The sequence below is a fragment of the Pararcticibacter amylolyticus genome (genome assembly GCF_003130405.1).
GTDB classification, from domain to species: Bacteria; Bacteroidota; Bacteroidia; order Sphingobacteriales; family Sphingobacteriaceae; genus Arcticibacter; species Arcticibacter amylolyticus.
This window is the reverse complement of record NZ_QEAS01000019.1, coordinates 120,217-133,249: the sequence shown is the minus strand read 5'-3', so window position 1 is coordinate 133,249 and position 13,033 is coordinate 120,217. Positions and strand designations below refer to the sequence as shown.

Below are 13,033 nucleotides of genomic sequence, written 5' to 3'. Positions count from 1 at the left end.
GAGGATTACTTTAATATTCTGCCCAATGGAAATATGGGCATCGGCACTACAACGCCTGATGCAAAACTTTCGGTAAATGGGAATATACATGCCAGGGAAGTAAAAGTTGATCTGAACGGTTGGCCGGACTATGTTTTTAAGAAAAACTATCCTTTAGCAACATTGGACGAGCTGAAAGCGTACATTGAAAAGAATCAGCATCTTCCCGGCATGCCATCGGAAGCTGATGTGCGGCAAAACGGTGTTAACCTGGGAGAGATAGTGAAATTGCAAACTAAAAAAATAGAAGAACTAACGCTGTATCTTATTGAGAAAGACAAACGCGATAAAGAGAAGGATGCCAGAATTCAGAGCCAACAGGAACAACTGCAAATCCAGCAACAGCAGATTGATCAGCTAAAGCAGCAACAGGCGAGCCTGATCAAGGCTTTTGAATCTCATAGAAGGTGACTATTGGGACGAGCACCAGGATTGTAAATCGACCTGTGTTGTTAGCGTCTAGGGCAGATTGATGTATTTTCATCCGACGAACTACCCCTAATAGTTGAACAACTATTAGGGTAAAAAAGAGTCAATTGCTATATAGGGGATTTTTCAAGTGCTCAACCTCCTCCATTAACTGTTTATTGTTCTTTTCGACAGTCTCAAGCTTTTTATTTACATCAATAAGATAAAGAGTCAGTTCTTCTATCTTCTGGAGGAGTTTCACATTCATCGTTCCCAACTCAAGTCCATTTTTCTCCATTTCCTTAGCCGGAACAATTTCCGGCAGGTGACGATTTTGCGCAATGAATTTTTCTATTTCACTTAAGGGCCTTAGGTTGTAAGCTTCGTGAAATACAAAGTCCGCGCCGGCATCAATACTTACTTTAACTTCCTGGGAATGGATCTTCCCGGCGACGGTTAGCTTTGAATCGGGAGTAGAGGTACCAATACCTACATTGCCGCCATTGATGGAATAATTGTAACCGTTTTCAAGCGTTAAGCTAAAAAAAGACTGCTCCCATCCCTGATAAGCCTGGCGTTTTCCATTTGGCGCGATCCATTCAATGTAGGGAACATGATCCCAGGATGGGGTTGAGATCAGACTAAGCGTGTGATTTTTCCAGTGAAAACCTGCATTACCTGACTGGACGGTAAAACCAGAGATATAAGGGTTATAATCATTCACATACAGCACAGAGGTTGGATTATTTGTTGCAATGCCTACTCTTCCACCGCCCTCATTTATTGCCAGGTCACTATATCCGTTTACAGGAGACCATGCTCCGATTCTTCCGTAGCTCCCATTTGAAGTTCCTCCGAGGAATGTGTATCCTGAGCCATTCGGCCAATTAAGTGCCAGTTCCTTTCCATTGCTTGTAGAGGCTCCCCTGTCAGTTACCGTTTGTAAAGTTTCCTGCGCCTGCACAGCGATAGCTGAAAGTAACGCAATGAATATTAAAGACTTTCTTTTCATATATTTTTTTAATTCAATCTCCCCGGACCAGAACGATCGCTTGAGCGATTGCCAAAAATAAATTTTCAAACTGCAGCCAGAATTCAGTCTGACAATTTGAAAAATTTTTAGTCTGACATTACTTCGCATCATTCAGCCTGTCTTCCAGTTTCTGCAGACGCTTCTGCTGCTCATGATTTTTCTGCTTCTCCTCTTTAAGCTCCTTGTTTTGCTCAATGATATAAAGTGTCAGTTCCTCTACCTTCTTCAACAGAGCTGCATTCATTCTGCCAAGGTCTATTCCATCGTTTTTAACTTCTGAAGCAGAAGGCATCCCGGGCAAATGTTGGTTTTCCTGTATATAGTGTTCAAGCTCTTGTAATGCGGGAAGCTTATGTTCCGGAGAAAAAACATAGTCGGGCCATGTTGACTGTAATTGAACCTTTACAGACTCTGCAATCATGGGGCCTGCCACTGCAAGCTTATATCCTTTTGGAGATTTTGTACCGACTCCCAGGTTGCCGTCTCCAAATAGATAAAGCCTTTGATTTTCCAGTTGTCCATACATACCGAGTGTGACAAAGTTCGATGATGCATTATCGGAAACATGAGTAAAACCGATTTCTCCACAGTTATATAGTGAATTATCCTTTCCGAAATTGATATACTTAATGGTGTTATTCATCGAGTTATCATAAAATATTGAAAATCTCACCGAATATTCGTCGTTAGTCTGATCTCCTACAACAAATGGAAACTGAGAGAAACAGGCTTTCCCGCTAACTGCTAACTTATAACCTCCCGTGTTTAATGTCCCTAATCCAAGGTTGCCACTTATATAGGCATTGTCTCTTCCAAGCGCCGTCACACTTGTTGTATTGTCTGACTGATAGCCGACAAGCAAGCTTGCATTATATAGTTTTATGGGGTGAGTGGCGTCTCCTCATAGATTCAAGCCCCAATTTTCCTGAATGGATGTGAGAGACCCGCCCGAATTAAATAACAGCCAGGAGCCTTTGCTTAAAGGCCCTCCACTTATTACATCCGGCACTTCTGTTTGAGACATCGCCGCAAGCCCTGCGACTAAAAGGAATGCAAGAATACTTGTTCTTAATATTGAACTATAAAGCCGGTGATACATAACAAAGATATTTCCGCTGCCAATGTACAAACGCAAACTGCGGTGTGACCGCAGTTTGCGTTTTAGGTAAACATTCATTTTTTCAGAACAAAATATGCATTTATCAGAGCGAAAACTTAGTTTTACAGCGGGCTAGCCGTTTTGAAGGCGGATGTATGAGAAACTCATTCTCATTTTCCCCACTAAATGCCTAAAATTAATTAACATGAAAAAGATAATCTTTGTACTATGCCTGCTGTCTAAAGGGATGACCATTTACGGGCAGGAAACTTTACAGAGTGTGACAGACAGAGGCGCTGCCAGCTCAAATATTATTCAGCTTTCTGCATCCAGGCCTATTGAGCTGACCAGTCGCGGGAGCGGTATTTATAATAAAACTGTGATTACATCTAATATAGAGAACTGGGGCTTTCACGTTGATCTTGCAAGAAATAGCGATGCTTTAAATGCGCCGGCGTCTGATTTTGGAATTGCTGTCAGGGGGGCCAGGCCACTCTTTTATCTGAGGGGCCAGGATGGGAATGTAGGGATAGGCAATTATCCTGCAGTTACCCGATATGAAAGATTAAAAGTATCTGGCGGCATATATTCTTATGGGGGGTCAAGCACTTTGTCGTTCACAGACAGGGCTGATTCTTCTATAGTACTTTCGTTATACGGTGATAAGGGGAACATTAAATTCTGGTCAATTACCGCTGGGGATTTGCTCAGCATCAATCATACTAATGGGAATGTCGGTATCGGAACTCTGTCCCCGGAGGCAAAGTTAACGGTGGCCGGGAATATTCATTCGCGGGAGGTGAAGGTTTCGGTAAGTGCGGGCGCAGACTTTGTATTCCGGGAAGATTATACCTTGAAGCCGCTTGAAGAAATTGAAGCGTTTGTAACGAAAAATGAACATCTGCCTGGTATAGCATCCGCCGATAAGATGAAAAAGGAGGGCATTGACATCGGGGACATGAATATAAAATTACTTCAGAAGGTTGAAGAGCTGACTCTGTACCTTATTGAACAGAACAAGAAAGTTCAGGAACAGGAGAAGCAGATCGGTAAGCTAACAGCCGAAATAAGTGAGATCAGGAACGGAAGCGCTTTACTTTCTCCGAAAAGATAATACAAAATCAAGAGCCTGGGAAAGTTTCCAGGCTCTTAAAATTTCGACCATGAGTATTAGATACTCAGCTTGTCCTATTCCTTTTCGGTTTCCAGTCGCTCGATTCTTTCTTTAAGGGCTTTATCTTCTTTATCTTTCTCAATCAGATAGAGCGTCAATTCCTCGATCTTTTTTAAAAGAACGGCATTAATTTCACCGAGGTTTATCCCTTTCTCTCTTACCTCTTCTGCTGACGGAACTTCCGGAAGATGCTGGTTGTCGCTTATGAAACGCTCCACTTCAGGCAAGGACCTGAGTTTATGGCCAGCTGTAAATACGTAATCAGGCCAATTTGTATTTTCAACCTTAATCTCCCTCGCCCGAATATTGCCGTTGACGGAAAGTTTATCTGTGGGGTTCAATATTCCAATTCCAACATTGCCGTCCAATCTATTTAAAACTGTATTATTTCCATACTCATTTATAAATAATGGTTTGGATCCATGAGACTGGATCCAACTATATTCAGTATTGTACCCCAGACGTAAATTACTTCCTCCTGTTACTCCTAAGATTAATGTATTACCGTCAGAATCTTGCGGGCTATTGACAATATGCAGTCGGGCTATCGGAACATTTGTACCGACGCCAATATTTCCGGCAGCGTTGATTGTCAGCTTGTCTTCTCCGTTATTGTGAAGACGAAGACTGTTATCTGGGGAATGATGTGAAATAGCAGCAAACTGTCCGTTCTGATTTCCATTATTCCCGGTAAGCCAGATGGAGGCTACCCCATCATTAAGAGGCCTTTGTCCTACTACCAAAGACTGATAACTTGAATTTTCTTTATTATTAGTTCGGATGTAAAGCGAATTACCGGTAACGTTTCCATTATCAGTTACTGTTTGCAAAGTTTGGGCATGAACTTTAGCAACACAAATTACAACTAAGAAAACCAGGGCTATGCCCTTTGTTTTTGCGATCAGACTAAAGCTATTATTCATTTTCATCTGGAATATTTTGCCGCTAATATGAAATAGTTCACTGCAGTTTAATCGCAGTTAACCGTTTTTATAAGAAATCCATTGGCTGCGTTCCGTTATCTTAATTTTTCGCATCTCTGCCAGTGTCAAAAAAAGGTGACGGAGGCATGGTATAAAACAACAGAAGGTTGTTAAAATCCGATCACATGTTCCGCTTAATGAGTGTGCCAGCCCCTGAAAGAACGGACTAAATTTAGACAGTTTGGGACCATTAAATTGGGAAGCCATGAAAAAAGAGCGAAGGAGTAATTATTACACAACTGCTTTACTATTATTGTCCAATTGATAAGGGGGCGTTACAATAATATCAGAAAGGATCGCTCTTAACGTTTTCATACCAATCTAATGAGTGAGTTGAAATCCGATGCTGGCTGATTAATTACATTTTGTTACCATAACATTTTAAAACCGGGGCGGTCAACTCACCAAACAATTTGCCGTGTATTGAGTTTGTACCGGTATAAACCTACATTTCCTAATAGAAGGATATAGTATTCCATAAAGACAAAAGACCATAAATGAAAAAAAGATCATTCATCCTGTCGCTCATCATTCTATCTATTTCACTAATCTCCTGTCAGGAAAAAAAACAAAAGAAAGAGGAAGAAAAAATCTGGATAGTGGCACAGCCCCAAATAGAATTAAACAGGTCTGTTGTGGTTAAGATCTTCTTTAAAAACAAACCAGATTCTGGCAGTGTTCGGGTGCAACAATTTAGCAATGAAGGCAATCATGAACTGAATGGTGCCCAAATAGAGGAAGGCATGGAACATGATGGAACAAACTACCATTACGATATGCTTTTTGAAGCTGGCAAGCTGGGAAAGTCAGACTTCCCGATCATATCAGCAGACATAGATGGGGTAAATTACAAAAGCGCACCAATATCTATTGAAGTTGTAAAAAAACAACAGGTAGATAGTAATTCTGTCAGGTTATCATTGATAGCCGACAAGGACCGGTATCATCTGAAAGATACCATCAGAGTATCATTACTTGAATATTCCAGGTTTTCGGGCAAAGCAAGGTTTACACCTGCTTACCTGGTTAAAAACGGGGCACCAGAGGCACTATTTGCGGTTATTGCTGAAGGAAATGTCGATTATAAAGTGGGGATAGTTGGCTTCAAAGCCTTTATAGATTCAAATTTTAATGTGATTAACTTCGACTGGAATGCGAATGAAGTTGGTGAGCGCATGGTGAAATTAAACAAGGAAGATCTCATTGAGCAGCGCATATTTGATATAAAGATGATCGCCAGGAAAGAGGGTAAATTCACTATGCCACCCAGCCGGTTCGATTATAAGGTATATCCATACAAGGAGGCCTTTAAGGAGGACCTTTTAGCCCCAAAGGGAACATTGGAGACGAAAAACAAGATAAAGGTTCGATCTGATGCATTGCATATCATTGTTGAGAAATGATCATAAACAACTGTTGTGAGTTGGGGGAATAGAAAGAAAAACCGTTTGGCGAATGATAGAAGGCGGGATTATAGATCTCTGCTGAACCTCCGGCTTCGCTGACAATGTACAGGCTTGGTTTAAACCCATTATGCTTTTCTTTCTCCACCACTAATTTGGGAACCTTAAACCGGAAATTCTTACCAGCGACAGTCGTTTCAAAAAAACCCTGGCCACGCCAATTGTAAACACTGAAGCCACCATCTCCGCCGCCGATGATGTGGTAATATTTGATTTTCTCCTGCGGATAAAAATACAGGAGCTTCACATTTTCAGGCATTTCAAAACCTGCCTCTCCACTGCGAAAAACATCTTTACGATACCGATTGCCACTTTCGCCATCCGGAACATCGGTGTAACCGGGCATTTTTTGCCATAGCAACTGCCATTTTCGATCGGCATAGAAATAGGCTTTTCTGTACCAAACACCATTATCTCCAAATGAGCTAAAAAACCAGTATTTCGCATTCTTCTTTATCTCACTTATCCGGGATTCTACCTTTTCATTCGCCCAGCTCAGATCGGCATTCAGCTCAACCAGCCTGTGTTTTACAGTGTCTCCATTAAGCGGCCAGGTAGTATAGTACGCATCCCTGTCACTTGTATACACCATAAAGTCATCAATGAACTGTGCCCAATAATCACTGTAAGACGCATAAATCGAATCTGTTACCACCCCGGCCTTATCTATTTTATAATAACGGTAATCAAACCTTGTTTCATCATCTACCTTTGCATCGCATTCCAGGATAAGCTGATCATTAACAGAGGGAAAGATACGAATAGGATTTGGGGAGGCACTACTTGTAACCGCAACCCGGGCAATCAAGCTTACCTTAAAAACACTGGAATTGTAAGCCCCGTCAATTTCCTGGAAGGCAGCGTAATTGGCATCCAAAGGTTGATTATTGCGTTCTATGATTAATTTCTCCGGCGAAAGAAAGACATACAGTCCGACAGCAATTATCAGTATAATACTGATCCATATCCACATTTTTTTCATCTCTTGTTTCGTCCACAATTTTAGCCAATGGTATGACATGCAATTTAACAACTTTTTTGCCATATACGGTCATCAGCCAAAACAATCGGCACATGAAGCGTATAGGTTAAGGTCTTTGCTACCACTCTCAGACATATATAATAAGAGCCGGGATATTATACTTTTATGAAATCAGCCTGAATGGTTTTGATTAGTTGTTCATCAATGCCTAATTCTCTTGCATGGGATTCAAACTTAGAAACAGCATCACCAACTGCGATGTATTTATAGATAAATCTATAATAATATCAAAATAGGTACAGATATATAGATTTATCTATAGTTAAAACATTACCCAAATGATTTAGAACCATTAAATTGGGGAGTCATAAAAAAAGAGAGAAGGAGTAATTATAGAGAAGGAGTAATTATTACATAACTAATTCACTATTATTGTCAAATGATAAGGGGGGCGTTACAGGATTCTAAAGACCAATTATAATTATACATTTTTAAATGAAAGCTTTTGCCTTTTTAGTCGTTGCGTCTTTTCTATGCGGGAAGCCGATGACTTTTTTTGCTGCGGGTAAGAATCACCAGCAGCAGGTTTTAAACCAACAGAAAGTTCTGAAGGATGCTGCATATTCGAAAATTGATTTCTTTTCTGATCCGAAAAAGTTGTTTTGCTGGAGCGGGCAGGTTATAAATTTCAATATTCAGTTATAGACGGATTACAAATATGAGTAAGAGAGATTATAATTCACAGGCAGAGTTGCTTGTGAAAGTAATTGATATAGCAGTAGTGTGCTTCACGAAACTTCCTCATGAGGGATGGAAGGAAAACGAAATAAAGCAGTTCATCAATATTTATTTAGATTACAGGCGTAAAATTGAAAATCCTGATCCCCGGTTTAAAAACCTGACAAGCTTAAATTACATAAAGAATGATATATTAACGTACTTCCAGGAAGGGTCTGGCAGAACCGTTAACGCTTTTTGGGAGGAAATTAACAAACAGCAACTTGGAATAAAAAGAATAAACAAATTTGAGCGAATACTTAAAAGAGGCAAAATCAGAAATAACATCGAATATGATACGATTATTGATTTGTATAATTCATACATAGAAAACAAGATTCTTTCTAATGAGGAAATTGATAAAATAAACGATTTACTTTCCGCCTTTGAAAAAACCGCTGTGCATAGTAAAAGCCTAAGAAAGTGGGCTCATCTCAAGTTGGTATCTTCATTGTAATAGCATTCCATTGTAAGGATGTTAAAGGGTTAAGATAAGTTTAGTAAAGTATCATGATCGGCAAGTCCAGTATTGTAGAAGAAACAGGTTCAGATAGAGTTGTCTGCACTACATTGGGTTGTAAGATATGAAAAGTTTGCACCTCTTTTATTTGCTCTCGCTATTAGTGTTAACGAGTTGCGGGCAAATGAAGACAAATGACTCGGTAGTAAAGGCAGTGAGTTTATTAGCTCCTGGAAATGACTCCCTTAGCAGGGCACTCAATTACAATGAATTCCAGGCGATCATCGACACTTTAAGTACTATTAGAAGCAGCCAGCCTGAAAAGGTTGTGTTAATCGAGCACCATTGCGTATCGTGTTATTCGGTAACTAATTTAAAATACCTTCTTCTTAAGTTCAATACAGATGGAGTTCTGTATGGTTTTAAGTATTCATACCAGGACTCGACGTGGAAGGTATTTCGATTTCAGGATCTTACAGGGAAACGCGTTGACTCCATAGATTTTACAATAAGAACAGCTGTTAATAGCGAATCCTCAATTCAAGACGATACACTATCGACAGGAGATCTTGTGAGATATGCGTCATTTACAAAAAGAGGAAATACTGTTATTCGCGTTGTTCCGGATGCCCCGGAAGATTTAATTGGGGCTCTTTTAAATATTCAAATGTTAAATAATTTATACCTGTAACCAATGTGCTTAATTTATCTTGCCGAAGGCACGGGAGGAAGTAGTTTCCTCACAAGGCAATTGATATAAAAATGAAATATACGATCAGCTATTTTTTGCTTTTCATAGGCGTACTGCTATTAAGCTGCAGTAGTAAAGGAGAAGATGAACACCTTCGTCAACGTTTTGAAAAAGATGTAAGCGCGCAATATATTCTGCTAGATAAGCTTACAGACTATGGCTGGGATCAGATTTATGTCATTGCACCATACACGCATGAAAAGCAACTCGATCAAACCCTTCTGAAGAACAGGGATCTTATTGAAAAATCTATGATACCGGTCTCGGATAACTTCTATCTCCTTGTCCTGACCAGGAACGAGAAGGTAGCAGGCTACGCGAAGATCTCAGCAACTGCAGGTTCTTCAATCAGCTCTCCGCTGTTTAACAAGGGGCTGGTCCGCGCCTATACTCCGCAAGACACCCTTTATCTGAAAAAAAATAAAACGAAATAAAACTCATCATCACAGGTTCTTATGAGCTGATTTATGGAATGCAGCCTGAACTGTAATAAATCTGCACAAGAGGCAGCAAGATTACATTTTCAGTTAGAATCTGGTTGTTATGAAAATTCCATAAATTAGGTAGCTGACGGTAATTATAACTATACATATTAAAATGAAAGCTTTTGCCTTTTTAGTCGTTGCTTCTTTTCTATGCGGAAAGCCGATGACTTTTTTTGCTGTGGGTAAAGACCGCCAACAGCAGATTTTGACCCAACAGAAAGTTCTGAAGGATGCTGCATATTCGAAAATTGATTTCTTTTCTGATCCGAAAAAGTTGTTTTGCTGGAGCGGTCAGGTTATCAATTTCAATATGACGAAATCCATAATGGAACTCCCTATTATGGCCTACTATGATGAGCCTGTTGGTGATTGCCGGATTCTTTGCTATCCTAAAAAGGGGCTTGCCTCCTGGAAATCCACCATAAAAAACGTTAGAAAATCGGCGGGCAAGAACCACTATGAAGCAGAACACAAATTCGTAGGTCAAATAGCGACTGACACAAGGGTTGCTTCTGAATATGACATCTACGCCTTCTTTGTCGAAGCGAAAGATCTTGTTCAAGGTAGTTCTGATATGAAAGAACCCAAATTTCCGTGCTGGGAATTTGTTTATCAACGACGGAATAATAAATGGCTCTTTATCAAAAAGGTCCGGCTTCTCAATTCCGGGGACAAGGCGAATTTAGAATTTGATATGATCGCTAATAAGAGATAGTCTCCAAACCAGGTTTCATCTTCCCAATGAAAGACCTGTCATCTAATATTTCATTTTTTCGCCTCCCGGCCAGCGTCAGCACAAAGGCTATTGAGGCATCGTAATGGGGCCGGTCTCATCGATTACCGTGTTTGTAAAATTCATACAATCGTTCTATGTCCCCGGAACAGATTATAGGAATAGCTTCAGATAAAATCGTTTCATCCCATTCCCACCATTTAATTTCCAGCAATAAGTTAATATGATGATCACTAAAACGCTTCCTGATCGCTTTCGCAGGGTTTCCTCCGACAATTGTGTAGGGCTCTACGTCCCTGGTCACTAAGCTTCGGCTTCCAACTACTGCGCCGTCACCTATTTTAACGCCCGGCATAATCATTGCCTCAGCGCCAATCCACACGTCATTGCCGATTACAGTGTCGCCGGCACTTTCGTAAGCGTCTATGCTTTTGCTGAAAGCATCCACTTCAGACATATAATAAAAAGGAAAACTTGAAATCCAATCGTGCCGGTGTCCCTGGTTACCTGCCATTATAAAACTGGCACCAGTACCAATAGAACAAAATGAACCTATAATCAATTTGTCTACATCATCCCTATCCGGAATAAGATACCGGGCACAGTCATCAAAGGAATGACCATGATAATAACCTGAATAATAAGAATATTTTCCCGCGACAATATTAGGATTTGTTACATGGTCTTTTATTATTTTCCCTTTGAAAGGAGAGTCAAAAAAGTTCATTAAAGAGTATTTAGCTATATATCACATCAGTTTTTACAAACATAACAAAGTTTGTAATGATGTAAGAGGGTTAGGCTGCCTGATGATAGCCGTCAAAATACAAACAATTGCACAAACTACACAACTCGAATCAACGATTCATCAAGCTCAGAAATTTATCTATACTTATGACTGTGATTTTGGGAAATTCTGTTTTACGTAATATATTAAAATGCTGATCGTTGCTAACGATATAGTCGGCACCGCCTGTAATAGCTGCGTCAACGTATTTATTGTCGTCATTGTCATTTGCCATTAATCTCCAATTAAAGAAAACTTCAATTTTTTTTAAATTCTGCAGGTTAAGCAGCATTTCGGCAATATTGTTTGCTACCAGAGAGTTTGATTTACGTTCTATAATTTCGAGATACTCTGACAGGATCTCATTACTAAGAACTAGCTCATATACCCCGTTAATGAGACCATCAAAGATTGGCCGGTAGACAGACTTCTTAGGAATAGAGATCAAAAGAGCATTTATATCTAATACAATTTTCATGTATCACTTTTTCTCAAATGTTCACTCGCCCATTCTTTCATGGTGTCATTATTCCATCCGTTCTCGTCCCACAATTTATCCATCTCATCTGTAGCTGTTTGTGCAAAATACCGGGCAAGTATGTTCTTAATTTCCGTGAGTTGTTTGTCAGGTAACTGATATTGAAATAATTTCAGCAATTCCAATTGTATGTTGGTAAGTTTTCCGGTAGCTTCCATATTCGTTCCAAATATATAGTCTATTACAAATATATCAGAATTTCTAATAAATGCCTACACTCTGCTCCTTCACCGGCTAGTATCAAACGGGAAAACGCCTCCGGGCACAGCAAATTAAACGATGACCTGCAGCGATTTAGCTGCATTATCCCGTAACCTTATTCTTCGTGCAACCGTAAAAGCACTGATCAATGAGACATAAAGTCCAAAGGTTGAAAACGCATTTACATGAAAAGAGCCCTTCTGATTATTTTCTCTTTGTTTATTGGTTTTTCTTTAAAGGCCCAGATTTTTTTGCCCGCTATGCAGGGTGTCCAATACCGGTCCGGAATATCCGTCACGACGACAGCGGTAACCAACAATACCACCGGATACTCGGTTACAAGCGGAGCCACTATTGTGGGACCTACTGCGGCCATCACAGCAAGAGGCCTGTGCTGGTCAACCAGTCCTGGTCCGACGATAGCAAATAGCAGGTCGACAAATGGTTCAGGTGCAGGAACCTTTTCCTATACCATAACCAGTTTGAACCCGGGTGTCACCTATTACATAAGGGGTTACGCCACTGCTGGCGGAGTGACTACGTATGGTGATGAGCAGATCGTAATAACCTTGCCAATAATGAACTTTGCTTATACAGGAGGGACTCAAACATTTACAGTACCTGCAGGTGTAACTAGTTTGACAATTGAAGCCTATGGGGCAGAGGGAGGTACTGCTCCGGGGGCAATTTCTTATAACATCAAGGGAGGAAAGGGAGCCTATATGAAAGGTACATTTACGGTCTCCCCGGGAGATGTCTTAACGATACTTGCCGGAGGACAAGGGCAGACGTCACCTACTGCTATATGCGGCGGAGGTGGTGGCGGTGGTAGCTGGGTGATAAAGAGCGGCAATCCGATCCTGGTTGCGGGCGGAGGCGGCGGTGCTTTTTGCTCCAATAGTACGTCAGCACCCAAATATGCAGAAGGCGGCCCCGGAGAAATTACGCAAAATGGAGGAGATGGGATCCTGGCTCCCGGAGCTGTTTCAACCATTTCATCCGGCGGTAGCGGAGGTTATGGAGGAGCTTCTTACTGGGGCAGCGGCGGCGGCGGCTGGTTCGGAGGTGGTATTTCTTATAACGATCCAACAACCCTTGCAAATAAATATCCGGGAGCAGC

At 40.7% G+C, this 13,033-nt stretch carries 14 protein-coding genes and 2 pseudogenes; 9 read left to right on the top strand and 7 right to left on the bottom strand.

Features of this window, described 5'->3' with window-relative positions; all coding sequences use genetic code 11:
* Positions 1 to 450, top strand: a pseudogene (locus tag DDR33_RS25975) (hypothetical protein); the annotation flags it as partial.
* A 121-nt stretch (positions 451 to 571) separates the two neighbouring features.
* Here DDR33_RS25975 and DDR33_RS20115 read toward each other — a convergent pair.
* The gene (locus tag DDR33_RS20115; protein ID WP_146198816.1) at positions 572 to 1,459 is read right to left on the bottom strand and encodes a tail fiber protein; all 888 of its coding nucleotides are present in this window, start codon (positions 1,457 to 1,459) and stop codon (positions 572 to 574) included.
* A 118-nt stretch (positions 1,460 to 1,577) separates the two neighbouring features.
* Complete coding sequence (locus tag DDR33_RS20110) at positions 1,578 to 2,342, bottom strand: hypothetical protein (protein WP_109417596.1); 765 nt, start codon at positions 2,340 to 2,342, stop codon at positions 1,578 to 1,580.
* A 442-nt stretch (positions 2,343 to 2,784) separates the two neighbouring features.
* Here DDR33_RS20110 and DDR33_RS20100 point away from each other — a divergent pair, with 442 nt between their 5' ends.
* Positions 2,785 to 3,693 (top strand): hypothetical protein, encoded by a 909-nt coding sequence (locus DDR33_RS20100; protein WP_109417594.1) that lies wholly within the window; start codon positions 2,785 to 2,787, stop codon positions 3,691 to 3,693.
* Positions 3,694 to 3,767: 74 nt separating this feature from the next.
* Here DDR33_RS20100 and DDR33_RS20095 read toward each other — a convergent pair whose 3' ends face one another.
* Positions 3,768 to 4,682, bottom strand: a complete 915-nt coding sequence (locus DDR33_RS20095) for a hypothetical protein (RefSeq protein ID WP_109417593.1) — start codon at positions 4,680 to 4,682, stop codon at positions 3,768 to 3,770.
* A gap of 551 nt (positions 4,683 to 5,233) precedes the next feature.
* Between DDR33_RS20095 and DDR33_RS20090 the strand changes: the two genes are divergently transcribed.
* Complete coding sequence (locus DDR33_RS20090) at positions 5,234 to 6,139, top strand: hypothetical protein (RefSeq protein WP_109417592.1); 906 nt, start codon at positions 5,234 to 5,236, stop codon at positions 6,137 to 6,139.
* Here the strand turns inward: DDR33_RS20090 and DDR33_RS20085 are convergent.
* A complete protein-coding gene (locus tag DDR33_RS20085) occupies positions 6,123 to 7,181 on the bottom strand; it encodes a hypothetical protein (protein WP_109417591.1) in 1,059 nt (352 codons plus the stop codon). The genes DDR33_RS20090 and DDR33_RS20085 overlap by 17 nt on opposite strands.
* A gap of 495 nt (positions 7,182 to 7,676) precedes the next feature.
* Between DDR33_RS20085 and DDR33_RS20080 the strand changes: the two genes are divergently transcribed.
* From DDR33_RS20080 to DDR33_RS20060, 5 genes are all read left to right on the top strand, one after another.
* Entirely contained in the window at positions 7,677 to 7,886 is a 210-nt protein-coding gene (locus DDR33_RS20080) for a hypothetical protein (protein WP_109417590.1), read from the top strand.
* A gap of 13 nt (positions 7,887 to 7,899) precedes the next feature.
* The gene (locus DDR33_RS20075; protein WP_109417589.1) at positions 7,900 to 8,415 is read left to right on the top strand and encodes a hypothetical protein; all 516 of its coding nucleotides are present in this window, start codon (positions 7,900 to 7,902) and stop codon (positions 8,413 to 8,415) included.
* A gap of 187 nt (positions 8,416 to 8,602) precedes the next feature.
* Positions 8,603 to 9,109: a hypothetical protein gene (locus tag DDR33_RS20070; RefSeq protein ID WP_109417588.1), complete on the top strand. Its 507-nt coding sequence runs from the start codon at positions 8,603 to 8,605 to the stop codon at positions 9,107 to 9,109.
* 71 nt (positions 9,110 to 9,180) lie between these two features.
* Positions 9,181 to 9,603 carry a hypothetical protein gene (locus DDR33_RS20065; protein ID WP_109417587.1) on the top strand — a complete coding sequence of 141 codons (423 nt, stop codon included), beginning with the start codon at positions 9,181 to 9,183 and terminating at the stop codon, positions 9,601 to 9,603.
* Between the two features lie 163 nt (positions 9,604 to 9,766).
* Entirely contained in the window at positions 9,767 to 10,369 is a 603-nt protein-coding gene (locus DDR33_RS20060; RefSeq protein WP_109417586.1) for a hypothetical protein, read from the top strand.
* Between the two features lie 115 nt (positions 10,370 to 10,484).
* Here the strand turns inward: DDR33_RS20060 and catB are convergent, their stop codons facing one another.
* The 3 genes from catB to DDR33_RS20045 all read right to left on the bottom strand — a co-directional run bounded on the left by catB (position 10,485) and on the right by DDR33_RS20045 (position 11,870).
* The gene (catB, locus tag DDR33_RS20055; protein WP_109417585.1) at positions 10,485 to 11,114 is read right to left on the bottom strand and encodes a type B chloramphenicol O-acetyltransferase; all 630 of its coding nucleotides are present in this window, start codon (positions 11,112 to 11,114) and stop codon (positions 10,485 to 10,487) included.
* 130 nt (positions 11,115 to 11,244) lie between these two features.
* Positions 11,245 to 11,652, bottom strand: a complete 408-nt coding sequence (locus DDR33_RS20050; RefSeq protein ID WP_109417584.1) for a putative toxin-antitoxin system toxin component, PIN family — start codon at positions 11,650 to 11,652, stop codon at positions 11,245 to 11,247.
* Entirely contained in the window at positions 11,649 to 11,870 is a 222-nt protein-coding gene (locus DDR33_RS20045; RefSeq protein WP_109417583.1) for a hypothetical protein, read from the bottom strand. The genes DDR33_RS20050 and DDR33_RS20045 overlap by 4 nt, the downstream gene beginning before the upstream one ends.
* Before the next feature lie 228 nt (positions 11,871 to 12,098).
* Here DDR33_RS20045 and DDR33_RS20040 point away from each other — a divergent pair.
* A pseudogene (locus DDR33_RS20040) lies at positions 12,099 to 13,033 on the top strand (glycine-rich protein); the annotation flags it as partial.

Excerpts from the sequence above, each read along its gene's own strand:
- DDR33_RS20115 (WP_146198816.1), bottom strand. The coding sequence starts at position 1,459 with ATGAAAAGAAAGTCTTTAATATTCATTGCGTTACTTTCAGCTATCGCT.
- DDR33_RS20100 (WP_109417594.1), top strand. The coding sequence starts at position 2,785 with ATGAAAAAGATAATCTTTGTACTATGCCTGCTGTCTAAAGGGATGACC.
- DDR33_RS20095 (WP_109417593.1), bottom strand. The coding sequence starts at position 4,682 with ATGAAAATGAATAATAGCTTTAGTCTGATCGCAAAAACAAAGGGCATA.
- DDR33_RS20090 (WP_109417592.1), top strand. The coding sequence starts at position 5,234 with ATGAAAAAAAGATCATTCATCCTGTCGCTCATCATTCTATCTATTTCA.
- DDR33_RS20085 (WP_109417591.1), bottom strand. The coding sequence starts at position 7,181 with ATGAAAAAAATGTGGATATGGATCAGTATTATACTGATAATTGCTGTC.
- DDR33_RS20080 (WP_109417590.1), top strand. The coding sequence starts at position 7,677 with ATGAAAGCTTTTGCCTTTTTAGTCGTTGCGTCTTTTCTATGCGGGAAG.
- DDR33_RS20075 (WP_109417589.1), top strand. The coding sequence starts at position 7,900 with ATGAGTAAGAGAGATTATAATTCACAGGCAGAGTTGCTTGTGAAAGTA.
- DDR33_RS20070 (WP_109417588.1), top strand. The coding sequence starts at position 8,603 with ATGAAGACAAATGACTCGGTAGTAAAGGCAGTGAGTTTATTAGCTCCT.
- DDR33_RS20065 (WP_109417587.1), top strand. The coding sequence starts at position 9,181 with ATGAAATATACGATCAGCTATTTTTTGCTTTTCATAGGCGTACTGCTA.
- DDR33_RS20060 (WP_109417586.1), top strand. The coding sequence starts at position 9,767 with ATGAAAGCTTTTGCCTTTTTAGTCGTTGCTTCTTTTCTATGCGGAAAG.
- catB (WP_109417585.1), bottom strand. The coding sequence starts at position 11,114 with ATGAACTTTTTTGACTCTCCTTTCAAAGGGAAAATAATAAAAGACCAT.
- DDR33_RS20050 (WP_109417584.1), bottom strand. The coding sequence starts at position 11,652 with ATGAAAATTGTATTAGATATAAATGCTCTTTTGATCTCTATTCCTAAG.
- DDR33_RS20045 (WP_109417583.1), bottom strand. The coding sequence starts at position 11,870 with ATGGAAGCTACCGGAAAACTTACCAACATACAATTGGAATTGCTGAAA.